The organism is Paracoccus aestuarii (assembly GCF_028553885.1).
Lineage (GTDB): Bacteria > Pseudomonadota > Alphaproteobacteria > Rhodobacterales > Rhodobacteraceae > Paracoccus > Paracoccus aestuarii.
In genome coordinates, this window is the sequence record NZ_CP067169.1 from 2,990,001 (window position 1) to 3,013,474 (window position 23,474).

Consider the following 23,474-nt stretch of genomic DNA (forward strand, 5'->3'; position numbering starts at 1 on the left):
TCCTCCGATCGAGCGGGCGCGCGGATGGGGCCGCATGCACCGGTTATCGCATGATCCACGCATGGAGTTGCGCGAATGGTGCATCACGTTCGGTTGAGGGGGCGGTCAGTCCGCCTGCGCGATCCGGTCCAAAAAGGCCGCGCCGAAGCGGTCCAGCCGCGGCTGGTCCAGATGCCGGGCCAGCGCATCCATCCCGGCGGGGCGCGCCTCGGCGATGCGGCGGATCTGGGCGGTCGAACACGACAGCGGCTTTTCCGTGCCATCCGCGCCGCGCTGCAGGTCCAGCTGGATCTGCATCAGATCGTCGAAAAGCGCGCCCGCCGGCCGGCCCGCCAAGGCCCGCCGCGCCGGGTGCATCTCAGGCTGCGCGCCCGCGATCACCTCCAGGAAGGCCGCACCGAAACTGTCCAGCTTCTTGGCGCCGACGCCGCCGATCCGGGCCATCTGGTCCATGTCCTGCGGGCGCTTCTCGGCCATCTCGATCAGGGTGCGGTCGGGAAAGATCACATAGGCGGGCACGCGCGCCGCCTCGGCCAAGGCACGCCGCCGGGCCTTCAGCGCCGACAGCAGCGGCTCGTCCTCCTCCGACACCTGGGTGCGCAGGACATTGGCGGGCTTGGCGCCCTTGGTCGTGTCCTCGCGCAGGGTCACGGGTTCCTCGCCGCGCAGGATGGGATGGGCGGTCTCGGTCAGATGCAGGGCGCCGTGGCGTTCCGGGTCGGGGCGGCAGAGGTCCAGCCCCATCATCTGCCGGAAGATCGCCTGCCACTGCCCGCGCCCGTGTTCGCGCCCGACGCCGAAGGTCGGCAGCTGGTCATGGCCACGCTCGCGCACCTTGTCGGTGGTGGTGCCGGTCAGGATGTCGATCAGATGGCCCGCGCCGAACCATTCGCCGGTCCGCACCATGGCCGACAGCGCCTTCCTGACCGCCAGCGTCCCGTCGAACAGCTTGGGCGGCGTCTGGCACAGGTCGCAATTGCCGCAATCCTCGGCCATCTCCTCGCCGAAATAGGCCAGCAGGCGGCGCCGCCGACAACCCGTCGCCTCGGCCAGACCCAGCAGCGCGTTCAGCCGCGCGTGATCTCCGGCCTTGCGGGCCACGTCGCCCAGGCCCTCGTCGATCTGGGTGCGGCGCAGGCGGATGTCGTCGGGACCATACAACGTCAGCGTATCCGCCGGATCGCCGTCACGGCCCGCACGCCCGATCTCCTGATAATATCCCTCGATGGATTTCGGCAGGTCGGCATGCAGCACCCACCGGATGTCGGGCTTGTCGATGCCCATGCCGAAGGCGACGGTCGCCACGACGATCAGCCCGTCCTCGGTCTGGAACCGCGCCTCGGCCTCGCGCCGGGCCTCGGCCTCCAGCCCCGCGTGATAGGCGATGGCGGGATGGCCTGCCTCGCGCAGCGCCTGCGCCAAGGTCTCGGTCCGCGCCCGCGCCCCGCAATAGACGATGCCCGATTGCCCGCGCCGCGCCGCCGCATAGGTCAGGACCTGTGTCCGGGGGCTGTTCTTGGGCTGGAAGGCCAGGCGGATATTGGGCCGGTCGAAGCCGCGCAGGAAGGTCACCGGCGGCTGACCGTCGAACAGCCGCGTGACGATCTCGGCCCGCGTCTCGACATCGGCGGTGGCGGTGAAGGCCGCCAAGGGCACGCCAAGCGTCCGCTTCAGATCGCCGATCCGCAGGTAATCGGGGCGGAAATCATGGCCCCACTGGCTGACGCAATGCGCCTCGTCCACCGCAATCGCCGTCACACCCGCCCGCCGCAGCAGGGTCACCGTCCCGCCCGAGGCCAGCCGTTCCGGCGCCATATACAGCACCTTCATCCGCCCGTCCGCGATGGCGGCAAAGACCGCCTCCGTCTCGGCCTCGGTATTGCCGCTGGTCAGGGCGCCCGCCTCGACCCCCGCCTCGCGCAGCGCGCGCACCTGGTCGCGCATCAGCGCGATCAGCGGGGATATGACAACCGTCACGCCGTCGCGCATCAGCGCGGGCAGCTGGAAGCACAGCGACTTGCCCCCGCCGGTCGGCATGATCGCCAGCACGTCGCGGCCTTGGGCCACCGCATCCACGACCTCTTCCTGGCCCGGACGGAACCCGTCGAAGCCCCAGACCTGACGCAGCAGGTCGCCGGTTGTCAGGTCACGCGCCATCAAGTGCCGTAGAAGAAGCCTGCATTGTTCGCCAGCGCGCTGCGGGCGATGATGATGATGACAAAGACCACCAGCGGCGCCAGATCCAGCCCGCCGGTATTGGGCAGGATGTTGCGGATCGGCTGATAGATCGGCTCCAGCAACCGGTTCAGCCCGTCCCAGATCTGGGCTACCAGCGGCTGGCGCAGGTTCAGCACCTGGAAATTGATCAGCCAGGACATGATGATGTGGACGATCATGATGAACCACATGATCTGAAGGATCAGCTGCAAGGCTTGATAGAGCGTGACCATCCGCATTTCCCCGTCTTTGGCGCGCATCCTGTATGACCGCGCGGCCAGCCCGGCGCAACCCGATCCGGGGCCCTGCCGCCGCGTTCCGGTTGACGCCCCCGTGATCGGCGGTCACCCATGGCGCGACATTGCGAAAGGCCCCCCCATGTATCCGCTGATCCGTTTTGCCAAGGAGATGTTGAAATTCCGTAAAGCCCCGCGGCTCGGGCCGCTGGAGGCGCATGTCTCGACCCATCGCTGCTGGCCGTGGGACATCGACCCCTGGTGGGAGCTGAACAACGGCCGCACCCTGACCCTGTTCGATCTGGGCCGCATCCCGCTGGCCAGCCGCACCGAGCTGGTCCCGATCCTGCGCGAGCGGGGCTGGGGGATCACCGTGGCGGGCAATTCAACCCGCTATCGCAAGCGCATCCGGGCCTTCGACCGCTTCACGATGATCTCGCGCATGGTGGGCTGGGATCACCGCTTCGTCTATATGGAGCAATCCATGTGGAAGGGCGCGGAATGCTGCAACCAGGTGATGATCCGGTCCGCCGTCACCTCGGCCCAAGGCATCGTGCCGCCCGGACAGGTCATGGAGGCGATGGGCCACGGCCCCGACAGCCCGCCTTTGCCCGATTGGATCGCCGCCTGGATCGAGGCCGACGCCGCCCGCCCCTGGCCCCCCGTCATCCCGCCGGAGGCGAAACTTCACTTGCCAGCCTGACTCCGCCCGGCCCTTATGGCGCAAACACCACGGGGGACGGGAATGGGGGGGACGGCAATGGGCATCGACCGCAAGCGGATCTGGGGCTGGTGGTTCTTTGACTGGGCCAGCCAGCCCTATCACACGCTGCTTTTGACCTTCGTCTTCTCGATCTATTTCGCCGAGGTCGCGCAGCGCCATTTCATCCTGCAGGGCGCGGACGCCGCGCAGGCGGGCGCGCAGGCGCAGGCGCTCTGGGGTTACGGGCTGGCGATCAGCGGCGCGATCATCGCGGGGCTGGCGCCGATCCTGGGGGCGGTGGCCGATACCTCGGGGCGGCGGATGCCTTGGGTCTGGCTCTTCTCCCTCCTCTATGTGGCGGGGTCGGCGGGGCTGTGGTTCCTGATGCCGGACCAGCCCGCGCTGGTCCAGGCGGTGGTCCTGTTCGGCATCGGCCTGATCGGGGTCGAATTCGCGACGATCTTCACCAATGCCATGCTGCCAAGCCTGGCGCCGCGGGCCGAGATCGGGCGCATCTCCGGCTCGGGCTTCGCCTTCGGCTATCTGGGCGGCGTGGTCTCGCTGGCGCTGATGCTGCTGCTGTTCGCGGAGACCCCCACCGGGCGCACCTTGGCGGGCATCCCGCCGATCCTGGGCCTGGACCCCGAGACGCGCGAGGGGACCCGCTTCGTCGGCCCCTTCACGGCGATCTGGTATGTAGTCTTCATGATCCCCTTCTTCCTCTGGGTGCGCGAGCCGCGCGGCACGGGCCGGCCCATCCGCGTGCGCCAAGGCCTGGCCGAGCTCTGGGCGCTGGTCCGCAGCCTGCGGCACCGGCGCAGCCTGCTGATGTGGCTGCTGTCATCGATGTTCTCGCGCGATGCGCTGAACGCGCTCTATGGGTTCGGGGGGGTCTATGCGGGGACGGTGCTGGGCTGGCCGGTCTTTCTGGCAGGCGTCTTCGGGGTCGTCAGCGCGATCTCGGCCGCGGGGATCAGCTGGCTGGGCGGGCGCGCGGACCGCGCCTTCGGGCCGCGCGCGGTCATCGCCGCCTGCATCCTGGCGCTGACGGCGGTCTGCATGCTGCTGGTGGGGATGGACCGCACATCGGTCTTCGGCATCGCCACGCCCGACCCGGTCCTGGGCGGGCTGCGCCTGCCCGACCTGATCTTCTTTGCCTGCGGGGCGGTGATCGGCGGGGCGGGCGGCGCGCTGCAGGCCGCCAGCCGCACCATGATGGTCCGCCACACGACCGAGGCCCGCGCGACCGAGGGCTTCGGCCTCTATGCGCTGTCGGGCAAGGCGACGGCCTTCCTGGCGCCCTTCGCGATCGCGGTGACCACCGATCTCAGCGGCAGCCAGCGCATCGGCTTTCTTCCCCTGATCGTGATCTTCCTGCTGGCGCTGGCTCTGCTATGGTGGGTCAACCCCGAAGGAGAGGGAGACGGAAAAACCCCATGAGACAGATCCTGACCGCGGCCGCCCTGATGCTGGGCATGGCCCTGCCCGCCGCCGCCGATCCGCTGGCCCGCGACGTGTTCGGCGCCTTCCGCACCCCCTCGCAGGGGGCGGCCGTGGCCATCGGCAACTATTCCCAGGGCTGCGCGCAGGGCCTGGTCCAGATGGCCGAAAGCGGCCCCAGCTGGCAGTCGATGCGCCTGTCGCGCGACCGCCATTGGGGCCATCCGGTGATGATCGACTTTCTGCAGGGCCTCTCGCGCGCCGCGCAGCAGGCGGGCTGGCAGGGGCTCTATATCGGCGATATCAGCCAGCCGCGCGGCGGGCCGATGACATCCGGCCATGCCAGCCACCAGATCGGCCTAGATGCCGATATCTGGATGCTGCCGCCATCCTCGCTGCAGCTGTCGCGCCAGCAGCGTGAAAACCTGTCCTCGGTCTCGGTCGTGGCGGGCAACGGCACGGCGCTGTCCAGCCACTGGTCGGGGGCGCATATGGCGATCATGCGCGCCGCCGCCCGCGATCCGCGGGTGGAACGCATCTTCGTCGATCCCGTGGCCAAGGTCGCCATGTGCCAGGCCGAGACCGGCAATCGCGACTGGCTGCGCAAGATCCGCCCGATCAACAATCACGACCACCATTTCCACATCCGCATGAACTGCCCCGCCGGATCGATCTGCCCGACGCCGAACCCGATCCCCGCGGGCGATGGCTGCGCCGAGGCGCAGGAATGGATCAACATCCGCATCGACCCCAGCCGGGCCCGTCCCACGCCGCCCGATCCCGATTACCGCCATCCCCGCACCTACCGGATGAGCGATCTGCCCCGCCAATGCGCCACAGTCGCCTCGGCGCCCTGATCCTGGTCCTGGGCGCCGCCCTGGCCCCCGCGCCCGCCCCTGCGGCGGGCGCGGTGCTGGAGGATATGGGCACCTTCGTCTGGCGCGACGCCGACCCCGATTTCGGCGGATTCTCGGGGATCGAGATCACCGAGGACGGCACCCGCTTCCACGCCCTGACCGACCGCGCGCATCTGTTCTGGGGCCGCGTGGACCGCGACGCCCAGGGCGCGGTTCGGGACATGGTGATCGAGGGCCGGGCCAATCTGCGCGACCGGTCCGGCAACCCCCTGCCCGCCGGGTATCGCGGCGACAGCGAGGGGATCGCCATCGGCGCGGACGGCCGCATCTGGGTCAGCTTCGAGGGGCTGCACCGGGTCGTGGCCTATGACCACCCGGAGGCCGCCGCGGACCCCCTGCCCTTTCCGCCCAAGCTGCCGGGGATGCGGCCCAATGCGGGGCTGGAATCCCTGGCGATTCGGGATGACGGCACCATCCTGGCCGTGCCCGAACAATCCTCCGGGCCGGCCACGCCCTTCACCGTCCTGGCCTTTGACGGGGAATGGCGCGAACACGCCCTGATCCGCCGCGATCCGCGCTGGCTGCCGGTCGGGGCCGATATCGGCCCGGACGGGATGTTCTATCTGCTGGAACGCGATTTCCGCGGCCCCTTGGGATTCGCCTCGCGCCTGCGCCGCATGGATCTGGTCGAGGGCGAGGTCGCCCGCGACGAGGTGCTGATGGAAAGCCGCTCGATGCAATATGACAACCTGGAGGGGATCTCGGTCTGGGATGACGGCGAGGGGCCGCGCATCACGTTGATCTCGGACGACAATTTCCTGTTCCTGCAGCGGACCGAGCTGGTCGAGTTCCGCCTGCACGAGGGCACGGACCGCAGGGCCGCGAATTGACAAGCCGGGGCGCGGGGGCGTAAGGCCCCGGCTGCCCCGCCGCCCTGCGGACGAAAGGGGCCGAGTTTCTCCGCAACCTTGTCAAAACGGATCCCGCGATGACCCGCTTCCTGCCCGGCATCCTTGCCATGGCCGCCATCGTGGTGGCCTCGAACATCCTGGTGCAGTTCACGGTGGCCACATGGCTGACCTGGGGCGCCTTCACCTATCCCCTGGCCTTTCTGGTGACGGACGTGATGAACCGCGTCCACGGCCCGGCCGCCGCCCGCCGCGTGGTGCTGGCCGGTTTCGTGACCGGGGTGGCCTGTTCGCTGATCGCCGCGGGGCTGGATGCGACCACGTTGCGAATCGCTTTGGCCTCGGGAACGGCCTTCCTGGTAGCGCAGCTGGTCGATGTCGCGGTCTTCGACCGCCTGCGGAACGGGCAGTGGTGGCGCGCGCCGCTGGCCTCGACCCTGATCGGCTCGGCGCTGGACACGGCGCTGTTCTTCGGCATCGCCTTTTCCGCCCTGCTGCCCGCCGACATCAACACCGGCTGGTCGAACGAGGCCGTGCCCCTGCTGGGCCAGGGCCCGCAATCGCCCCTGTGGGTGTCGCTGGCCTTGGCCGACTGGCTGGTCAAGCTGGGCCTGGCGATACTGGCGCTTGTGCCCTTCCGCATCATTGTCCGCAAATTGTTGCGATCGGGGACGGAAAGCTGATTGACAGATTTCGCATCTGTGTCAGCCTGTCCCTATAACGGCAATCTTTTGAAAGGAGGTGGTCCAGTGTCGAGAGTGATAGTGGAGAGAGGTGTCGGAACAGTCAGGGGGGCCGTGGCCTGAGGGCAGCCCCGAAGGTCGTAAACCCTGGTTGGGACCGGGCCCGAACCCGCCCCTAACCGGACCATCTCCTTGGATCTCGCGGGCCGCCTCATCTGGGCGGCCCGTTCCTTTTTCAGGCGCGCAGCGCCGCCCCCTGCGGGTCGCGATTGGCCCACATGGACCCGATCACCACCGCCAACCAGATCGCCGCCGCCAGCCACCAGATCCCGCCCATGACCAGCGCCATGCCCACCAGCCCGGCCTGCAGCACGTAATAGACCATCGGGATCAGCGTCTTGCGGATGATGTCGCCCTCGCGGTCGGTCAGGCCCACGACGGCGGATGCGGCCACGACGTTATGCACGCAGATCATGTTGCCCGCGGCCCCGCCCACGGCCTGCAGCACCACCACCGTGGTGATCCCGGCCAGATCCAGCCCGATCCCCTGCGCGGTCGAGAACTGGAACAGCGCAAACATCATGTTCGACACCGTGTTCGACCCGGCGATGAACGCCCCCAAGGCCCCCACGATCGGCGCAAAGAGCGGCCATGTCGCCCCGGTCGCGGCCGCCATCCCTTCGGCCAGGGTGATGGGCATGGACGGCATCTGGGCGGATCCGGAATTGATGAAGACCTGCACCATCGGCACCGCCAGCAGCAGCGCGGGCGCCGCCGCCATCATCGTGCGCCCCGAGATCGCCCAGGCCCGTCCATAATCGCGCCCCCGCATCCGGAACAGCCCGACCGAGATCAGCGAGGCGACGATCATCACCGTCCCCGGCGAATAGGCGAACTGGGCCTGCGCGTTGATGCCCGACCCGAACAGGTCGCGCAGCACCAGCGTCGTGTCCGGCCCGGTCAGCCAGGCCTTCAGCGGCTGGATGGTCCGCGTCAGCACCAGAAGGCCCGCCACGATCACATAGGGCATCCAGGCCGTCATCAGCCCGATGTCGCGCCGCCCCGGACCCAGATCGGCCTCCTCGGGTTCCAGCTTGCCCTGCCAGCCCTCGCCCCATTGGGCGCGGGGCGGAAAGTCGAACCGGTCCGAGGGCAGGAACCACCCCGCCCGCGCCGCCGGCACCACGATCATCAGCCCGATCAGACCGCCCAGCAGCGACGGGAATTCCGGGCCCAGCACCCGCGCGACCAGCACATAGGGCAGCGTGAAGGCCAGCCCGGCGAAGACCGCGAATTTCCACGCGCGGAACCCTTCGGCAAAGCTGCGGCTGGTCCCGAAGAACCGCGTCAGCATGCCCACCATCAGCAGCGGGATCACCACACCCACGACCGCATGGACCAGCGCGACCTGCGCACCGACCACGGGGACATAGTCGGCGACGGTCATCGGGGCGATGGCGGTGGCGACCTCGGGGCTGTTGGACAGGCCGGTGGTGATGCCCACCAGCATGGGCGTGCCCACCGCGCCGAAGGATACCGGCACCGACTGGATGATCAGCGTCACCATCACCGCCGCCATGGCCGGAAAGCCGATGGCCAGCAGCAGCGGCGCCGCGACCGCCGCGGGCGTGCCGAATCCCGACGCGCCCTCGATCATCGACCCGAACATCCAGGCGATGATGATCGCCTGGATCCGCCGGTCGGGCGAGATGTCCATGAACCCCCGCCGGATCGACCGGATCGCCCCCGATTCCTGCACCGTGTAAAGCAGCAGGATCGCCCCGAACACGATATAGAGCAGCGTGATCGCCGTCACCAACCCGTTGATCGTGGCCCCCGCGACCCGCGCCGCGGGCGCCCCCCACAGAAACAGCGCCAGCCCCACCGTGACCAGATAGGCCACCAGCATCGACAGCTTGGCCGATCGCCGCATGACGACCAGCAGCAGAAACACCACCACGACCGGCAAGGCCGCGGCGGCAAGAAACACTCCCTGTGACACCTCGTCTCCTCCTCGATTTGTCCACACCAGTCGGACCAATTCAGGGGCGAAAAGCAAGAAAAAACCGGTCTGGAAAACAGACCGGTTTCAGGGATGCGGGACAGGGGGCCGCGTCAGTCGCGGCGGATGGCGATGGCGATGCCCTGACCGCCGCCGATGCACATGGTGATCAGGCCGGTGCGCCCGCCGGTGCGCTCCAGCTCGTGCAGGACCTTCACGACCAGGATGGCGCCGGTCGCCCCGACCGGATGGCCCAAGGCGATGGCGCCGCCATTGGGGTTCACCCGCGCCGGGTCCAGCCCCAGTTCGCGGTTCACGGCCAGGGCCTGGGCGGCAAAGGCCTCGTTCGATTCGATCACGTCGAAATCGCCCGCGGCAAGGCCCGTGCGCTCCATCAGGGCACGGACGGCGGGGACGGGGCCGATGCCCATCACCTCCGGACGCACGCCGGCGACGGCATAGCCCAGGATCCGCGCCCGCGGCACCAGGCCCGCGGCCTTTGCCGCATCGGCCCGCGCCAGAACCAGCGCCGCCGCGCCGTCATTGATGCCGCTGGCATTGCCGGCGGTGACGCTGCCGCCCTTCTGGAAGACGGGCTTCAGGCCGGCCAGCTTCTCCAGGCTGGTCTCCTTCAGGTGCTCGTCCGTGTCGAAGGCGACCATGCCCTTGCGGGTCTTGACCTCGACCGGGACGATCTGGTCGCGGAAATGCCCCGCCTGGACCGCCGCCGCCGCCCGGCGCTGGGATTCCAGCGCGAATTCGTCCTGGGCGTCGCGGGTGATGCCATGTTCGGCGGCCACGTTCTCGGCGGTGACGCCCATATGGCCGGTGCCCATCGGACAGGTCAGCGCGCCGGTCATCATGTCCAGCATCGCCTGATCGCCCATCTTGGCCCCGAACCGGGCCGAGGGGATGACATAGGGCGACCGGCTCATGCTTTCCGCGCCGCCCGCGATGGCGAAATCGGCATCCCCCAGCATCAGCGCCTGCGCGGCCGAGACCACCGCCTGCGCCCCCGATCCACACAGCCGGTTGACGTTCATCGCGGGCGTCGTCTCTGGGATGCCCGCATCCAGCATCGCCACGCGGCTCAGATACATGTCGCGCGGCTCGGTGTTGATGACATGGCCGAAGACCACATGCCCCACCCGGTCGGGCGCCAGGCCCGCCCGTTCCAGCGCGGCGCGGGTGACGGTCGTGGCCAGCGCGATGGGCGGGGTGGCGGCCAGGCTGCCGCCGAAGGTGCCGATCGCCGTGCGGGCGCCGGACAGGATGACGATGTCGGACATGGTGGGCCTCCTCTTGCCGTTGCCGACAGTCTAGGGCCGCGCCCGCATCCCGCAACCCGTGCCGCAGCGGCAAATTGCGGCCCGCGCGCCAAGCCGCTATGTTGTGCGGGAATAACGAAAGACGCCCCCCATGACCCAGACCGCCCCCCGGCTGCGCATCAAACTGCGCCTGGAATACGATTCCCCCCTGATCCTGGGGCCCGGCAAGGCCGAGCTTCTGTCGCGCATCGGCAGGCTGGGATCGATCTCGGCCGCCGCGCGCGAGATGGGGATGAGCTACAAGCGCGCCTGGACCCTGGTCGAGGAGATGAACACCGCCTTCATCGACCCGGTCATCGACAGCGCGCGCGGCGGGGCGGGCGGCGGGGGCGCGCGGGTCACGCCCACGGGCGAACGCGTGCTGGCCCATTACCGGGCGCTGGAATCGCTGCTGCTGGATGCGGGGGCCACGGATCTGCAGGCGCTGAACGCGCTGCTGCGCCCGGAAGGGGCCGGCTGATTTTCCCCGGGTCCGGGGCCAGTTCCGGGTTTGTGATTTCACCCGGGCGTGATTTCCTGTAACAATCCCTGCGAAAGACCGGCCCCAAGACCGGACCGAGCAGAATGAGGGTTTCCATGAACTGGCTTCTCAAGCTGGCGATCGTCGGGCTTGTCGCCTCCTGCGGGGGCGGCGGCAATTTCAGCGCTCCGCGCCAGCTGGACAATGCATGCGCCATCGCCTCCGAACGTCCCGCCTATCTGCGCGCGATGCGCCAGACCGAACGCAAATGGGGCGTGCCCGTCCATGTGCAGATGGCGACGATGTATCAGGAATCGAAATTCATCGGCGATGCCCGCACCCCGCATCAATATGCGGCGGGCGTGATCCCCGTCGGCCGCCAGAGCAGCGCCTTCGGCTATTCCCAGGCCCTGGACGGCACCTGGGAGGAATATCAGCAGAATTCCGGCAACCGTCGCGCCCGGCGCGACAACATCCGCGATGCCACGGACTTCATGGGCTGGTACATGCATGGCAGCCAGCAGCAGCTGGGCCTGTCCAAGCATGATGCGACATCGCAATACCTGGCCTATCACGAGGGTCGCGGCGGCTATCGCAGCGGCAGCTTCCGCGGCAAGCCCTGGCTGATGCGCGTCGCGAACCAGGTCGGCCAGCGGTCCGAGATGTACCGCCAGCAGCTGATCGCCTGCCGCCGCGCTTGACGCGGGCCCCCTGCTGGGGCCTTCTGGTCCCCGCATCTTCGGGGGGATCCATGTATCGCGTCATCGGCACCGCAAAATCCCGCGCCTTCCGCGTCCTGTGGATGCTGGAGGAGCTGGGCCAACCCTACGAACACATCCCCGCCCTGCCCCGCAGCGAGGGGGTGGCCCAGGTGAACCCGGCGGGCAAGGTGCCGGTGCTGATCGACGACGGCACGCCGATCACCGATTCGACCGCCATCCTGACCTATCTGGCCGATCGCCATGGCGATCTGACCCATCCGGCGGGCACGCTGGACCGGGCGCGCCAGGACAGCCTGACCCAGTTCCTGCTGGACGAATTCGACGCGGCCCTGTGGCTGGCGGCGCGCCACAGCTTCGTGCTGCCCCCGCAGATGCGGCTGGCGGCGATCAAGAACACCCTGATGTGGGAATTCGAGACCAGCCAGAAGACCTTGGCCCATCGCATGGGCGACGGCCCCTTCCTGATGGGGCCGCGCATGACGCTGGCCGACGTGATCCTGACGCATTGCCTGGACTGGGCGCTGGTCGCGCGCTTTCCGGTCACCGAACACCGGCTGTCGGATTATCTGGACCGGATGCGCCAGCGGCCCGCCTACAAGGCCGCCGCCGCGCGCTAGGGCGCGATCCGCGCCGCCGCCGCCCGCCCTGCCCGCAGCCCCGTCGCCAGGCAGGCGGTCAGCAGATAGCCGCCCGTCGGCGCCTCCCAGTCCAGCATCTCGCCCGCGGCGAAGGTGCCGGGCAGGGCGCGCAGCTCCAGGTCGGGGGTCAGCGCCTCGGCGCGGATCCCCCCGGCCGAGGATATCGCCCGGTCCAGCCCCATCACCCCCGCATGGCGCAGTGGCAGCGCCTTGGCCCGCGCCGCCCATCCCGCCGGGTCCTGCGGCAGGGGCCGCCCCCATTCCAGCATCAAGGCCACGCGCAGCGGACAGCCCAGCACCCGGCGCAGCCAGTTGCCGATGCTCAGCCGCCCGCGGGCTTGGGCGAATCGCCTGGCCAGCCGCTCCGCCGTCAGGTCCGGCGCCAGGTCGATCACCGCCGCCGCCCCGTCGCGGATCTGCGCGGACAGCGCATAGATCCCGCCGCCCTCGACGCCGTGGCGAGTGACGACCCATTCGCCGCGGCTGACCGCGCCGCCCGCGCGGATGGCCGTGCCCTTGACCGCCTGGCCCTGAAAGCGGCGCATCGGGTCGGACCAATCCACCCGCAGCCCCATATTCGCCGGGCGGAAGGGCGCGATCGCCACCCCCGCCCCCGCCCGGATCGGCACCCAGCCCGCATCCGATCCCAGCCTGGGCCAGCTGGCCCCGCCCAAGGCCAGCACCGTGACCTGCGGGGCGACGTCCCGCGGCCCCTCGGGCGTGTCGAATCGGAACCCGTCGCCCAGCCCGGTCCAGCGCCAGCGGCGCCGCAGGGTGACGCCCCCCGCCTCCAGCCGCGCCAGCCAGGCCCGCAGCAGGGGCGAGGCCTTCATCCCCACCGGAAAGACCCGCCCGGTGGACCCCGAGAACAGCGCGATGCCCAGTCCCTCGGCCCAGGCCCGGACCGATTCGGGGCCGAAATCCCGGCCATCCACCTGCAGAAATCCGCCCGGATCGGGCGCGCGGCCCGCGATCTGGTCGGCAAAGACCGCCGCAGGTTCGTCCTTGGTCAGGTTCAGCCCGGATTTGCCCGCCATCAACAGCTTGCGCGCGGGGCTGGGCATGGCATCGGCCAGGATCACCCGGCGCCCCGGGGCCATCAGCGCCTCGGCCGCCATCAGCCCGGCGGGCCCCGCGCCGATGACCAATGCCAGGCTCACCTGCGGCCCCGCGGCTTCATCACCAACCGCAGCAGCGCGCGTTCGACCAGCGCCATCTGCGGCGCGCGGCTGGCGCTGCGCAGCACCATGTCGGTCGAGATCAGCAGCGACACCGCCTCCTCCAGGGGGCCCATGCCCCAGCTCTGGGCCTGGCGCGCCATGCGGTCGCGGCGCGGGCCGAAGACGGGGGGCCGCGCCCGGGCCAAGGCCACGCCCGGTCCCGCCGGATCCGCCGCCGCCAGATGCAGCGCCCGGAAATGGCGCAGCGCCGCGATGCACAGCGTCACCGGCGCCATCCCCTGCTGGTCGATCCGCCGCATCAGGGGCCCGAAATCCCCATCGCGGCGTTCGGCGACCGTGTGGATCAATTCGTCCAGATCCGCCTCGATCGTGGCGGGGGCCAAGGCCGCGATCTCCTCCGGGGTCAGGGGGCTGTCATCACCATGCTTGTAGAGGCCGATCTTCTCAATCGTCTGGCGCAGATCGCCCGGGTCCAGCGCCCGGGCTAGGATCGTCATCTCGCGCAGCGCGTCGCGGGGCAGCTGATGCAGCCCGGCATCGGCCATCCAGCGGATGATCTCCTCCTCGCCCGGGGGGTCGTCATAGATGGGGGCGCAGACGGCCTGGCCATGGGTCTCGAACAGCTTGCGCAGCGCGGATGACTTGGAAAGCTGGCCCGCGGTAACGACGACGACCGCATCCCCTTGGCGCCACCCCTCCAGCGCGCCGCGCACGGCATCGGCGGCGCTGTCGGGCGTGTCCTCGACCAGCACGACGCGGGGGCCGGGAAAGAACCCCACCTCGCGCACCGCGTCGATCAGCTGGGCGGGGTCCTTCTTCAGCCCGCCGCCGGGCATGCGGGTCAGGCGCATCTCCTCGTCGGCCTTCTCGCCCACCAGGGCGCGCACGGCCTCGGCCCGTTTCAGCGCGACGCGCATCGCGTCCTGGCCGTGGATCAGCAAGGCGGGCCGCGACGGGTCGGGCCGGGCCAGATAGCGCGCGATCTCGGGGCCCTTCAGCAGCATCGCTCAGCCCGGCAGGCCGGGCGCCGCCGCCAGCAGCCGCGTGACCACCTGATCGGCCAGCATCAGCGCCAGGCGCTGGCGGGCATCGCCCTCGGCCGCCAAGGTCGAGATCGTCGTCCCCGTCGTCGAATAGGAGGTGAAGCTGCTGACCCGCCCCTGAACCAGCACCGTCCCGTCCCCCGCCTTCAGCGAGAAATCGGCCGTGCCGTTCAGGGAATAGCGCGTCGTGACCTCGTCCGGGGTGATGGCCTGGGGCACGACCCCGGCGGCGATCTGGTAATCCAGGTCATAGATCGCCGCATCCTCCGGGCCCAAGCGGTCGGCGATGCGGCGGTTGAAGACGAAATCCAGGGGCGTGTCCGGGTCGCGCGGCCGAACCCGGCCGAACAGCCGCCCGCCGCCCCCGCCCGGCCCATAGACCGGCGTCAGCCCGCAGCCCGCCAGCGCCAGCAAGCCCAGGATCGCCGCGCGGCGGTCAGGCGACCACATTGACGATCCGCCCCGGCACGACGATCAGCTTTTTGGGCGCGGCCCCCTCCAGGAAGCGCCGCACGGTGTCGTCGGACAGGACCAGCGCCTCGATCTGGTCCTTGGGCATGTCCTTGGGCACGGTGATCTCGGCCCGGCGCTTGCCGTTGATCTGGATGGGCAGGGTGACGCTGTCATCCTCCAGCAGGGCGGGGTCGGCCTTGGGCCAGCCGGCATCGACGACCATGCCCTGCCCGCCCGAGGCGGCCCAGACATCCTCGGCCAGATGCGGGACCATCGGCGCCATCAGCTGGGCCATGATGCGCAGCACGGCGCAGCGCGCCTCGCCCCCGGCCTTGGATCTGCCGATGGCATTGGCCAGCTCATAGAGCTTGGCGACGGCCTTGTTGAAGGCGAAACCCTCGATCGCGCGGGTCACATCGGCGATGGCGCGATGCGCCGCGCGGGTCAGGTCGGGATCGTCGCCGCCCTCGGGCGCATCCTCGGCCAGGCGATGCACGCGGCCCAGGAACTTGGCGGCGGCCTCGGCCCCGGCGGCGGTCCATTCGACGTCGCGCTCGGGGGGGCTGTCGGACAGCATGAACCAGCGCGCGGTATCGGCGCCGAAGCTCTCGACGATGTTCACCGGGTCGACGACGTTCTTCTTGGATTTCGACATCTTGGCCGAGGGGATTACCTCGACCGCCGTGCCGTCGGCCAGTTTGCCGTCGGTCACATCCTCGGGCAGGTGATAGACAGGGCGGCCGCGATCATCGGTGGTCTTGTAGATCTCGTGCGTGACCATGCCTTGGGTGAACAGCGCATCAAAGGGCTCCTTCGCGGCCTCGGGCAGGTGGCCGGTTTTCACCATCGCCCGGGCGAAGAAGCGCGAATAGAGCAGGTGCAGGATCGCATGCTCGATGCCCCCAATATACTGGTCGACATTCATCCAGTAATCCGCATCCGCGCGCTCGGTCGGCGTCGCCGCATGGGGAGAGGTGAAGCGCGCGTAATACCAGGACGAATCGACAAACGTGTCCATCGTGTCGGTTTCCCGGCGCGCGGCATTGCCACAGACGGGGCATGGCACCCCACGCCACGAGGGGTGGCGGTCCAGCGGGTTTCCGGGCACGTCGAAACTCACGTCCTGCGGCAGCAGCACGGGCAGGTTCTGCTTCGCCTCGGGGACCGTCCCGCAGGTGTCGCAATGCACGACCGGGATCGGACAGCCCCAATAGCGCTGGCGCGAGATGCCCCAATCGCGCAGGCGGAACTTGGTCACGCCCTCGCCATAGCCCGCGCGTTCCGCATGGGCGATGGCGGCGTCCACCGCGGCCTCTCCGGTCTGGTCGGCGGCGCCCGCAAAGCCGCGCACATAGGTCACGGCCTCGGTCTTGCCGGGCACGAAGGGCGCGTCGGCCACCAGCGCATCGGCCTGATCCAGCGTCATGCCGGGCTGGCCGAAGGTCGCGCGGATGGGCAACCCGTATTTCACGGCGAATTCGTGGTCGCGCTCGTCATGCGCCGGGCTGCCGAAGATCGCGCCGGTGCCGTAATCCATCAGCACGAAATTCGCGATCCAGATGGGCAGGTGCCAATCCGCGTCCAGCGGATGCGCGACGGTCAGACCGGTATCGAATCCCAGCTTGGGCGCGGTCTCGATCGCCTCCTCGGTGGTGCCGATGCGGCGGCATTCCGCGCGGAAGGCCTCGATCTCGGGGCGCGAGGCCGCCAGCTCCTTGACCAGCGGATGGTCCGGCGACAGCGCGACGAAGCTGGCCCCCATCAGCGTGTCGGGGCGGGTCGTATAGACCTCGATCGCCTCATGGCCCGCGGGCGCATCGACCGTGGCGAAGCGGAACTGCAAGCCCCGCGACTTGCCGATCCAGTTGGCCTGCATCAGGCGCACCTTCTCGGGCCAGCCCTTGAGGCCGTCCAGCGCCTCCAGCAATTCATCGCTGTAGTCGCTGATCTTGAAGAACCACTGCGTCAGCTCGCGCCGTTCCACCGTGGCGCCGGATCGCCAGCCCTTGCCGTCGATCACTTGTTCGTTGGCCAGCACGGTCATGTCGACCGGGTCCCAGTTCACCTGCGCCGATTTGCGCGTGATCAGGCCCGCCTCAAGCATGTCCAGGAACAGCGCCTGCTGCTGCGCCACATAGGCGTCGTCGCAGGTCGCGAATTCGCGGCTCCAGTCGATGGACAGGCCCAAGGGCTTCAGCTGATCGCGCATGGTCGCGATATTGGCATAGGTCCAGTCGCGCGGATGGCCGCCCTGTTCCATCGCGGCATTTTCCGCGGGCATGCCGAAGGCGTCCCAGCCCATCGGGTGCAGCACCGAAAACCCCTGCGCGCGCTTGAACCGCGCCACCACGTCGCCCATCGTGTAGTTGCGCACATGGCCCATATGGATGCGCCCCGAGGGATAGGGGAACATCTCCAGCACGTAATATTTTGGGCGCTCGTCGCGGATGGCGGTGAAGCTGCCGGCATCCGCCCAGGCCTTCTGCCAGCGGGCTTCGCTCGTCGCGGGATCATAGGGCATGGGGAACCTCGGGCGTCATTCGTTGCCCGAGGGGGTTTACATGCCGCGCCGGACCGGGTCCAGCGCCGCTTGCAGAGGCTACAGGCGGCCGTCGCGGATGCGCAGCTGGCGCGCGCGGGTCAGGATCGCGTCCTCGACCGCGCGCACGGTGCCGGGTTCGACCGCCGCGCCGCCCGGACCCTGCAAGGACAGGCGCAGGCTGCGCGCGTCCAGCGCCGGGTCGCTGATCTGGATCGTGGCGCGATAGGACCGGCCCCCGCCGGGCGGCGTGCCGAATCCGGTCTGGATCACCCCGGTGAAGGGATCGACCGTCTGGATCGGCAGAAAGTTCAGCACGTCCAGGCTGGCATTCCACAGATACTTGTTCACGCCGACCGTCTGGTTCGGATTCTCGGACCGGCGGAAGACGTCCTGGATCCGCGTGCCGCGAACCTCGGGCCGCATGTCCGGGCCGTCGGCCATGGTCAGCGTATCGGCCGGGCGCGCGCCCCCGCCGCCGCATGCGGCCAGGCCCATGCCAAGCCCCGCGCAAAGCGTCGTGGCGATCATCAGGCGCGCGGCGCGTGCAAAGCTCATCCCATCCCCCTGAGGTCGGTGTCTCGGCCCCAGCATTAGACCGGAACGGCATGTCAGAACAAGGCATTCCCTCGGCCCGCGCCCATCCGGCGCGACCGCGCGCGGGATGCCACCCGCGACGCTTCCGGGGGCCTTGCAACCCCGCCTTGCGCGACTGTGGCGCAAGTGCATCAGGCTAGCCCGCAAGCAAACCCGACGGTCCTGAATTCGTTGCATCACAATCGCGGAAAGGTGAAACAAATAGCATCCCCAGGACGGAACTCCGGCTTGGGCAACAGAGAGACAAGAGGGAACATCACCATGAAAAAGGCTCTTATCGCCTCGACCGCGCTGGTTCTGTCCGCCGGCGTGGCCGCTGCCGACGTGACCATCTCGGGCTATGGCCGCACCGCAGTCGACTATGTCGAAGGCCGCGATCAGGAAGCCCAGGTTTCGGCCCGCGTCCGCCTGAACGTCCATGCCACGACCTCGACCGACCAGGGCGTCGATTTCGGTGCCCGCGTCCGCGCCCAGTGGGACCAGGGTGATGCCGGCATCGATTCCGTGTCGCCCGGCCAGATCTATGTCACCGCCAGCGGCCTGACCGTCGCCGTCGGCAACGTCGGCACCGCCTTCGACAATGCCGGCCTGCTGTACTCGTCGGAAGTCGGCCTGATCAGCCGTTCGTTCGGCAACCCGTCGGGCGCCTTCTTCGCCTATTCGTCGAAAGCCTACGGCTCGAACACCTTCCTGACCGAGTGCGACGACGAGCTGGAAGTGCCCTGCTCGACCATCGTCGACAACCAGTCGCGCAACCGTCTCGGCGTCTCGGTCGAATACGCGGTCGACGCGCTGAAGGCCCGCTTCTCCTATGTTGACCCGAACCAGACCGTCGGTGGCACCACCGAAGAGATCGGCGTTTCGGTCGACTACAACTGGAACGACATCGCGCTGTCGGCCGCCGCGGTCAAGGACGGCGCCGGCGAGTCGGGCAACGACCAGTACTTCCTGGGCGCCTACTACACCCTGGCAGGCACCGAAAACGGCGTCGGCCTGAACTACATCGACAACAACAGCAGCGACACCTTCGTGCTGTACGGTGACTATGTCGTCGCTCCGCTGACCACGCTGAGCGCCTATGTGTCGAACAACGATGCGGCCGGCAACGACACCGACACCGCCTTCGGTCTGGGCGCCCGCTACGACCTGGGCGGCGCCTACCTGGCCGGCTCGCTGGAGCGTGGCTACGACAAGAACGTCCGCGGCGACTTCGGTGTCCGCTTCGACTTTTGATCCGACCGGATCGTCATGAACCAGAGAGAGCGGGCCTTGCGCCCGCTCTTTTCTTTTTGTCAGGTGGGGTCATGGGACTGGAAGACATCACCCGCCGCATCCGTGCGGCCGAAGCCGCCGCCGGACGCGAGCCCGGAGCCGTGACCCTGATCGCCGTCAGCAAGGTGCAGCCCCCCGACCGGGTCGAGGCCGTGCTGGCCGCGGGCCACACCGTGTTCGGCGAAAACTACGTCCAGGAGGCGCAGGCCAAATGGCCCGCATGGACCGCCCGCCACCCCGGCGTGTCGGTCCACATGATCGGGCCGCTGCAATCGAACAAGGCCCGCGCTGCGGTGGCGCTGTTCGACGCGATCCATTCGCTGGACCGGGTCACCTTGGCGCGCAAGCTGGCCCAGCAGATCGACGAACAGGGCCGCAGCCCGCAGCTTTTCGTGCAGGTCAATACCGGGGACGAGCCACAGAAGGCCGGCATCCTGGTGGATGAGCTGCCGGGCTTCCTGACGCTCTGTGCAGAGCTGGGCCTGCGCCCGCAGGGACTGATGTGCATCCCGCCCGAGGATGGCGACCCCGCCCCGCATTTCGCCCTGTTGGCGCGGCTGGCGGCGGATCACGGCTTGCCCGGCCTGTCCATGGGGATGAGCGCCGATTTCGAGACCGCCATCGCCCATGGCGCGACCCATGTGCGGGTGGGCTCGGCGATCTTCGGCGCCCGCGATTACGGCTGAGGCACGATGATCCGCGTGCCCGGCGGCGCCTGCCGGGCCAGGCGGATCAGGTCGGCCCGGGCAAAGGCGATGCAGCCCTCGGTCCCGAATCCCGGCCGGCGCCACTGGTGCAGAAAGATCGCCGATCCCCGCCCCGGCACGGCCCGCGGCCAGTTCCAATCCGTCGTCATCACCAGGTCATAGAGCGGGTCCGCCCGCCGCATCCGCTCGTGGCTGGCGGTCAGGGGCGCGCGGGCGTGGCGGTTATAGGCCGGATGGCCCGGGTCGTCGCACCACAGATCGCCCGGCCCGATCGCGCGCGCCCAAGGCGCGGGCCGGGCCAGCCGGTCGGGGCGATACCACAGGCCGGTGATCCGCATGACCCCCGCCGGGGTCGCGCCGTCGCCCTCGCGCTTGGTGGCGGTCACCCCGGTCTTGCCGATCGCGCAGGGGATGACCCGGCCCGAAAACCGCAGACCCATCGGCGTCAGCACCATCGCGCCCCTCACAGCAGATGCCCGGATTTCTGCGCCTTCACGTCCAGATAGGCGGCGTTGTGGCGGTTGGGCGGCATGATCAGGGGGACGCGCTCGGTCACCTCCAGCCCTTGGGCGGTCAGCATGGCCACCTTGCGCGGGTTGTTCGTCATCAGCCGCACCCGCGCGAATCCCATCCGCGCCAGCAGCGCGGCGCCGATGCGGAAATCGCGCTCGTCATCCTCGAAGCCGAGCCGGTGATTGGCCTCGACCGTGTCGAAGCCCTGATCCTGCAGCGCATAGGCGCGCATCTTGTTGGCCAGCCCGATTCCCCGCCCCTCCTGGTTCAGATAGAGCAGCACCCCCGCCCCCGCCTGCCCCATCGCGCCCAAGGCCGCCTGCAATTGCGGACCGCAATCGCATTTCAGGCTGCCCAGCACGTCGCCGGTGAAACAGGCCGAATGCAGCCGCGCCAGCACCGGCGCGTCGCGGGGCGGATCGCCGATCTCGACGGCGTAATGCTCCTCGGCGCCGTCATCGGGGCGAAAGACATGCAGCCGCGTGCGCTCCGCCGGCAGCAGCGGCACCCGGGCCCGCGCCACCGGGGCCAGATGCGGCGCGGCCAGCAGCTGCGTCAGGGCCGGGCCGGACCGCAGCACCGTCAGGCCGGGCGGCACCGGCCCTGCCACCAGCAGCATCGCGGGCAGCAGCTGGGCCGATTTCGCCAAGGCCAGCGCGGTGCGATGCGCATCGGCCGGACCGTCGCGCAGGCTGGTCAGCGGGCCCTTCAGCGGCGTCATCAGATCGCCCGCCGGATCGGCCAGCGCCCGCAGCCAGGACAGGCCCGCATCACCCGGCAGCGCGATCCGCGCCAGATCGCCGTCATAGGCCCGCGCCTTCAGCGTCCCCGCCCGCCGGTCGGTCAGCGCCAGGACCGGCGCGCCCAGGCCCGCCAGATCGGCCAGCCGTTCGGGCGACAGCGTCTCGACCGCGGCGGCCAGATGGCCGTCGATCACGACCGGCAGGCCCATGCGCAGGTCGGCGCGGGCACGGGCCAGGGTCTCGGCAAGGGTGGGGATCAGGCTCATGCGGTCACGTCATTCTGTAACATTCTGAAACATAGCGCGCCCTGCCGACAACTCCATGTGAGAATCGGGCCATCGCGCTGGACGGGCGGCGATCCGCCCGCCACCTCTCTGGGCAAGAGCCGAAAAGGAGGCAAGCATGGCCGGACTGAAGAAGATCCTGTTGGTGGATGACGAGGAAGACCTGCGCGAGGCCTTGGCCGAACAGCTGGTCGCGACCGATGATTTCGACGTGACCGAGGCCGGCAGCGGCGCCGAGGCGGTCGAGGCGACCAAGAACGCCATCTTCGATCTGGTGGTGCTGGATGTGGGCCTGCCCGACACGGATGGGCGCGAGCTGTGCAAGAAGCTGCGCAAGCTGAACGTGAAATGCCCCATCGTGATGCTGACCGGCCATGACACGGATGCCGACACCATCCTGGGCCTGGATGCGGGCGCGAACGATTACGTTACCAAGCCGTTCAAGTTCCCGGTCCTGCTGGCCCGGCTGCGCGCCCAGCTGCGCACGCATGAACAGTCCGAGGACGCGATCTTCCAGCTTGGGCCCTATACGTTCAAGCCCTCGATGAAGATGCTGATCGACGGCAAGGACCGCAAGATCCGCCTGACCGAGAAGGAGACGAACATCCTCAAGTTCCTCTACCGGGCGCAGGACGGGGTGGTGGCGCGCGATGTGCTGCTGCACGAGGTCTGGGGATACAATGCCGGGGTGACCACCCACACGCTGGAGACGCATATCTATCGTCTGCGCCAGAAGATCGAGCCCGATCCCAGCAATGCGCGCCTGCTGGTGACCGAATCGGGCGGCTATCGTCTGGTCGCCTGATCGTCGCGGGAACCGCAAGGGGGTCCCGGCGTTGGATCCCCGAAGCCCAGTGGTCGGCGGATGCGGCCACACCCCTCCCTCTCTGATGCCCCGGCGATTCCCCGCGCCGGGGCAATTTTTTTGCCCGGCTCAGCCGCGGCCGTGCGGCGCGGTCCAGTCGTCATCCGGGCCGATCGGGATGATGCGGTTCGGGTTGATCATGTCATGGCTGTGGTAATAATGGCGCATGAAATGGTCGGGATGCACGGTCTCGGCCACGCCCGGCCATTGAAAGAGCTCGCGCGCCCAGCCCCACAGGTTCGGAAAATCCACGATCCGGCTGCGGTTGCATTTGAAATGGGTGTGATAGACCCGGTCGAACCGCAGCACCGTGGTGAACAGCCGCCAATCCGCCTCGGTGATCCGGTCGCCGGTCAGATAGCGGTTCTCGGCCAGCAGCCCCTCGATCCAGTCCAGGCTGTCGAACAGCGGATGGACAGCCTTGTCATAGGCCTCCTGGCTGGTGGCGAAGCCGGCCTTGTAGACGCCGTTGTTGACCGTGTCATAGACCCGGTCGTTGACCGCCTCGATCCGGTCATGCAGCGCCTGCGGATAGTAATCGTCGTCATTGCCGGTCAGCCCGTCGAAGGCGCTGTTGAACATGCGGATGATGTCGGCGCTTTCGTTGGACACGATCTGCCCCGTCCGGCTGTCCCACAGCACCGGCACCGTCACCCGGCCCGACGCGTCGGGCTTGGCCTTCAGATAGACCTCGCGCAGGTAGTCCAGCCCGAACTGGCGGTCGCCGGTGGCGCCGTCGAAATCGGTGCGGAATTCCCAGCCCTCGCTCTCCATGTCGGGATGGACGACGGATACGTCGATATGGTCGGTCAGGTCCTTCAGCGCGCGGAAGATCATCGTGCGATGCGCCCAAGGGCAGGCATGGCTGACATAGAGGTGATAGCGCCCGCTTTCCGCCGCGAAGCCGCCATCGCCCGTGGGGCCGGGCGATCCGTCCGCGGTCACCCAGGACCGGAACTTGGACGTGTCGCGCTTGAATTCACCGCCGGTGCTGTCGGTGTCGTACCATTCGTCCTTCCAGACGCCGTCTACCAGTTGGCCCATGGGCTGATCCTTCCTTGGAGTGGGTTTCGCCGAGGCAAC

23 protein-coding genes are annotated in these 23,474 nt (G+C 68.9%); 11 read left to right on the forward strand and 12 right to left on the reverse strand.

The window, feature by feature from the left end; genetic code table 11:
- Positions 1 to 105: 105 nt before the first annotated feature.
- Both recQ and JHW48_RS15150 read right to left on the reverse strand, forming a co-directional pair.
- A complete protein-coding gene (gene recQ / locus JHW48_RS15145; protein WP_119885992.1) occupies positions 106 to 2,157 on the reverse strand; it encodes a DNA helicase RecQ in 2,052 nt (683 codons plus the stop codon).
- A complete protein-coding gene (locus JHW48_RS15150) occupies positions 2,157 to 2,450 on the reverse strand; it encodes a YggT family protein (protein ID WP_119885998.1) in 294 nt (97 codons plus the stop codon). The genes recQ and JHW48_RS15150 overlap by 1 nt, the downstream gene beginning before the upstream one ends.
- Positions 2,451 to 2,595: 145 nt before the next feature.
- On the opposite strand from JHW48_RS15150, the gene JHW48_RS15155 reads away from it, so the two are divergent.
- From JHW48_RS15155 to JHW48_RS15175, 5 genes are all read left to right on the forward strand, one after another.
- Positions 2,596 to 3,156, forward strand: coding sequence for an acyl-CoA thioesterase (locus JHW48_RS15155; RefSeq protein WP_119885991.1), 561 nt, complete (start codon positions 2,596 to 2,598; stop codon positions 3,154 to 3,156).
- 42 nt (positions 3,157 to 3,198) lie between these two features.
- On the forward strand, positions 3,199 to 4,596 hold the full coding sequence (locus JHW48_RS15160; protein WP_419182396.1) for an MFS transporter: 1,398 nt from the start codon (positions 3,199 to 3,201) through the stop codon (positions 4,594 to 4,596).
- Positions 4,593 to 5,453, forward strand: coding sequence for a penicillin-insensitive murein endopeptidase (gene mepA, locus JHW48_RS15165; protein WP_119885989.1), 861 nt, complete (start codon positions 4,593 to 4,595; stop codon positions 5,451 to 5,453). Before JHW48_RS15160 ends, mepA begins: the two co-directional genes overlap by 4 nt.
- Positions 5,426 to 6,343, forward strand: a complete 918-nt coding sequence (locus tag JHW48_RS15170) for an esterase-like activity of phytase family protein (RefSeq protein WP_240637816.1) — start codon at positions 5,426 to 5,428, stop codon at positions 6,341 to 6,343. The genes mepA and JHW48_RS15170 overlap by 28 nt, the downstream gene beginning before the upstream one ends.
- A 98-nt stretch (positions 6,344 to 6,441) precedes the next feature.
- Positions 6,442 to 7,044 carry a queuosine precursor transporter gene (locus tag JHW48_RS15175; RefSeq protein ID WP_119885988.1) on the forward strand — a complete coding sequence of 201 codons (603 nt, stop codon included), beginning with the start codon at positions 6,442 to 6,444 and terminating at the stop codon, positions 7,042 to 7,044.
- A 235-nt stretch (positions 7,045 to 7,279) separates the two neighbouring features.
- Here the strand turns inward: JHW48_RS15175 and JHW48_RS15180 are convergent, their stop codons facing one another.
- Together JHW48_RS15180 and bktB are read right to left on the reverse strand one after the other, a co-directional pair.
- Positions 7,280 to 9,046, reverse strand: coding sequence for an L-lactate permease (locus JHW48_RS15180; RefSeq protein ID WP_240637815.1), 1,767 nt, complete (start codon positions 9,044 to 9,046; stop codon positions 7,280 to 7,282).
- 113 nt (positions 9,047 to 9,159) lie between these two features.
- Positions 9,160 to 10,335, reverse strand: a complete 1,176-nt coding sequence (bktB, locus tag JHW48_RS15185) for a beta-ketothiolase BktB (RefSeq protein WP_119885987.1) — start codon at positions 10,333 to 10,335, stop codon at positions 9,160 to 9,162.
- A gap of 130 nt (positions 10,336 to 10,465) precedes the next feature.
- On the opposite strand from bktB, the gene JHW48_RS15190 reads away from it, so the two are divergent.
- From JHW48_RS15190 to JHW48_RS15200, 3 genes are all read left to right on the forward strand, one after another.
- Positions 10,466 to 10,834 carry a winged helix-turn-helix domain-containing protein gene (locus JHW48_RS15190; protein WP_119885986.1) on the forward strand — a complete coding sequence of 123 codons (369 nt, stop codon included), beginning with the start codon at positions 10,466 to 10,468 and terminating at the stop codon, positions 10,832 to 10,834.
- A gap of 116 nt (positions 10,835 to 10,950) precedes the next feature.
- A complete protein-coding gene (locus JHW48_RS15195) occupies positions 10,951 to 11,535 on the forward strand; it encodes a transglycosylase SLT domain-containing protein (protein ID WP_119885985.1) in 585 nt (194 codons plus the stop codon).
- A 50-nt stretch (positions 11,536 to 11,585) separates the two neighbouring features.
- The gene (locus tag JHW48_RS15200; RefSeq protein WP_119885984.1) at positions 11,586 to 12,173 is read left to right on the forward strand and encodes a glutathione S-transferase family protein; all 588 of its coding nucleotides are present in this window, start codon (positions 11,586 to 11,588) and stop codon (positions 12,171 to 12,173) included.
- Here the strand turns inward: JHW48_RS15200 and JHW48_RS15205 are convergent.
- The 5 genes from JHW48_RS15205 to JHW48_RS15225 form a co-directional block, all read right to left on the reverse strand.
- A complete protein-coding gene (locus tag JHW48_RS15205; protein WP_272835652.1) occupies positions 12,170 to 13,354 on the reverse strand; it encodes a BaiN/RdsA family NAD(P)/FAD-dependent oxidoreductase in 1,185 nt (394 codons plus the stop codon). The two genes, JHW48_RS15200 and JHW48_RS15205, sit on opposite strands and share 4 nt — an antisense overlap.
- On the reverse strand, positions 13,351 to 14,379 hold the full coding sequence (gene holA / locus JHW48_RS15210; protein WP_119885982.1) for a DNA polymerase III subunit delta: 1,029 nt from the start codon (positions 14,377 to 14,379) through the stop codon (positions 13,351 to 13,353). Before holA ends, JHW48_RS15205 begins: the two co-directional genes overlap by 4 nt.
- 3 nt (positions 14,380 to 14,382) lie before the next feature.
- A complete protein-coding gene (lptE, locus tag JHW48_RS15215) occupies positions 14,383 to 14,868 on the reverse strand; it encodes an LPS assembly lipoprotein LptE (protein ID WP_119885981.1) in 486 nt (161 codons plus the stop codon).
- Positions 14,855 to 17,392: a leucine--tRNA ligase gene (leuS, locus tag JHW48_RS15220; protein WP_119885980.1), complete on the reverse strand. Its 2,538-nt coding sequence runs from the start codon at positions 17,390 to 17,392 to the stop codon at positions 14,855 to 14,857. The genes lptE and leuS overlap by 14 nt, the downstream gene beginning before the upstream one ends.
- Before the next feature lie 78 nt (positions 17,393 to 17,470).
- Positions 17,471 to 17,968 carry a DUF3576 domain-containing protein gene (locus JHW48_RS15225; RefSeq protein ID WP_119885979.1) on the reverse strand — a complete coding sequence of 166 codons (498 nt, stop codon included), beginning with the start codon at positions 17,966 to 17,968 and terminating at the stop codon, positions 17,471 to 17,473.
- A gap of 300 nt (positions 17,969 to 18,268) precedes the next feature.
- Here JHW48_RS15225 and JHW48_RS15230 point away from each other — a divergent pair, with 300 nt between their 5' ends.
- Together JHW48_RS15230 and JHW48_RS15235 are read left to right on the forward strand one after the other, a co-directional pair.
- Positions 18,269 to 19,240 carry a porin gene (locus tag JHW48_RS15230; RefSeq protein ID WP_119885978.1) on the forward strand — a complete coding sequence of 324 codons (972 nt, stop codon included), beginning with the start codon at positions 18,269 to 18,271 and terminating at the stop codon, positions 19,238 to 19,240.
- Positions 19,241 to 19,311: 71 nt separating this feature from the next.
- Positions 19,312 to 19,965 carry a YggS family pyridoxal phosphate-dependent enzyme gene (locus tag JHW48_RS15235; RefSeq protein ID WP_119885977.1) on the forward strand — a complete coding sequence of 218 codons (654 nt, stop codon included), beginning with the start codon at positions 19,312 to 19,314 and terminating at the stop codon, positions 19,963 to 19,965.
- Here JHW48_RS15235 and JHW48_RS15240 read toward each other — a convergent pair.
- A complete protein-coding gene (locus JHW48_RS15240) occupies positions 19,956 to 20,441 on the reverse strand; it encodes a L,D-transpeptidase family protein (RefSeq protein WP_119885976.1) in 486 nt (161 codons plus the stop codon). The two genes, JHW48_RS15235 and JHW48_RS15240, sit on opposite strands and share 10 nt — an antisense overlap.
- A gap of 8 nt (positions 20,442 to 20,449) precedes the next feature.
- Positions 20,450 to 21,508, reverse strand: a complete 1,059-nt coding sequence (gene ribA, locus JHW48_RS15245; RefSeq protein WP_119885975.1) for a GTP cyclohydrolase II — start codon at positions 21,506 to 21,508, stop codon at positions 20,450 to 20,452.
- A gap of 136 nt (positions 21,509 to 21,644) precedes the next feature.
- Between ribA and JHW48_RS15250 the strand changes: the two genes are divergently transcribed.
- A complete protein-coding gene (locus JHW48_RS15250) occupies positions 21,645 to 22,331 on the forward strand; it encodes a response regulator transcription factor (protein ID WP_119885974.1) in 687 nt (228 codons plus the stop codon).
- Positions 22,332 to 22,460: 129 nt separating this feature from the next.
- Here JHW48_RS15250 and JHW48_RS15255 read toward each other — a convergent pair whose 3' ends face one another.
- Positions 22,461 to 23,435: a glutathione S-transferase family protein gene (locus JHW48_RS15255; protein WP_119885973.1), complete on the reverse strand. Its 975-nt coding sequence runs from the start codon at positions 23,433 to 23,435 to the stop codon at positions 22,461 to 22,463.
- Positions 23,436 to 23,474: the final 39 nt, after the last annotated feature.

Coding starts and splice junctions, on each gene's coding strand:
- JHW48_RS15250 (WP_119885974.1), top strand. CDS start 21,645: ATGGCCGGACTGAAGAAGATCCTGTTGGTGGATGACGAGGAAGACCTG.
- mepA (WP_119885989.1), top strand. CDS start 4,593: ATGAGACAGATCCTGACCGCGGCCGCCCTGATGCTGGGCATGGCCCTG.
- lptE (WP_119885981.1), bottom strand. CDS start 14,868: ATGTGGTCGCCTGACCGCCGCGCGGCGATCCTGGGCTTGCTGGCGCTG.
- JHW48_RS15195 (WP_119885985.1), top strand. CDS start 10,951: ATGAACTGGCTTCTCAAGCTGGCGATCGTCGGGCTTGTCGCCTCCTGC.
- JHW48_RS15200 (WP_119885984.1), top strand. CDS start 11,586: ATGTATCGCGTCATCGGCACCGCAAAATCCCGCGCCTTCCGCGTCCTG.
- JHW48_RS15160 (WP_419182396.1), top strand. CDS start 3,199: ATGGGGGGGACGGCAATGGGCATCGACCGCAAGCGGATCTGGGGCTGG.
- JHW48_RS15230 (WP_119885978.1), top strand. CDS start 18,269: ATGAAAAAGGCTCTTATCGCCTCGACCGCGCTGGTTCTGTCCGCCGGC.
- JHW48_RS15170 (WP_240637816.1), top strand. CDS start 5,426: ATGCGCCACAGTCGCCTCGGCGCCCTGATCCTGGTCCTGGGCGCCGCC.
- leuS (WP_119885980.1), bottom strand. CDS start 17,392: ATGCCCTATGATCCCGCGACGAGCGAAGCCCGCTGGCAGAAGGCCTGG.
- JHW48_RS15155 (WP_119885991.1), top strand. CDS start 2,596: ATGTATCCGCTGATCCGTTTTGCCAAGGAGATGTTGAAATTCCGTAAA.
- recQ (WP_119885992.1), bottom strand. CDS start 2,157: ATGGCGCGTGACCTGACAACCGGCGACCTGCTGCGTCAGGTCTGGGGC.
- JHW48_RS15150 (WP_119885998.1), bottom strand. CDS start 2,450: ATGGTCACGCTCTATCAAGCCTTGCAGCTGATCCTTCAGATCATGTGG.
- JHW48_RS15255 (WP_119885973.1), bottom strand. CDS start 23,435: ATGGGCCAACTGGTAGACGGCGTCTGGAAGGACGAATGGTACGACACC.
- JHW48_RS15190 (WP_119885986.1), top strand. CDS start 10,466: ATGACCCAGACCGCCCCCCGGCTGCGCATCAAACTGCGCCTGGAATAC.
- holA (WP_119885982.1), bottom strand. CDS start 14,379: ATGCTGCTGAAGGGCCCCGAGATCGCGCGCTATCTGGCCCGGCCCGAC.
- JHW48_RS15240 (WP_119885976.1), bottom strand. CDS start 20,441: ATGGTGCTGACGCCGATGGGTCTGCGGTTTTCGGGCCGGGTCATCCCC.
- JHW48_RS15175 (WP_119885988.1), top strand. CDS start 6,442: ATGACCCGCTTCCTGCCCGGCATCCTTGCCATGGCCGCCATCGTGGTG.
- ribA (WP_119885975.1), bottom strand. CDS start 21,508: ATGAGCCTGATCCCCACCCTTGCCGAGACCCTGGCCCGTGCCCGCGCC.
- bktB (WP_119885987.1), bottom strand. CDS start 10,335: ATGTCCGACATCGTCATCCTGTCCGGCGCCCGCACGGCGATCGGCACC.
- JHW48_RS15225 (WP_119885979.1), bottom strand. CDS start 17,968: ATGAGCTTTGCACGCGCCGCGCGCCTGATGATCGCCACGACGCTTTGC.
- JHW48_RS15235 (WP_119885977.1), top strand. CDS start 19,312: ATGGGACTGGAAGACATCACCCGCCGCATCCGTGCGGCCGAAGCCGCC.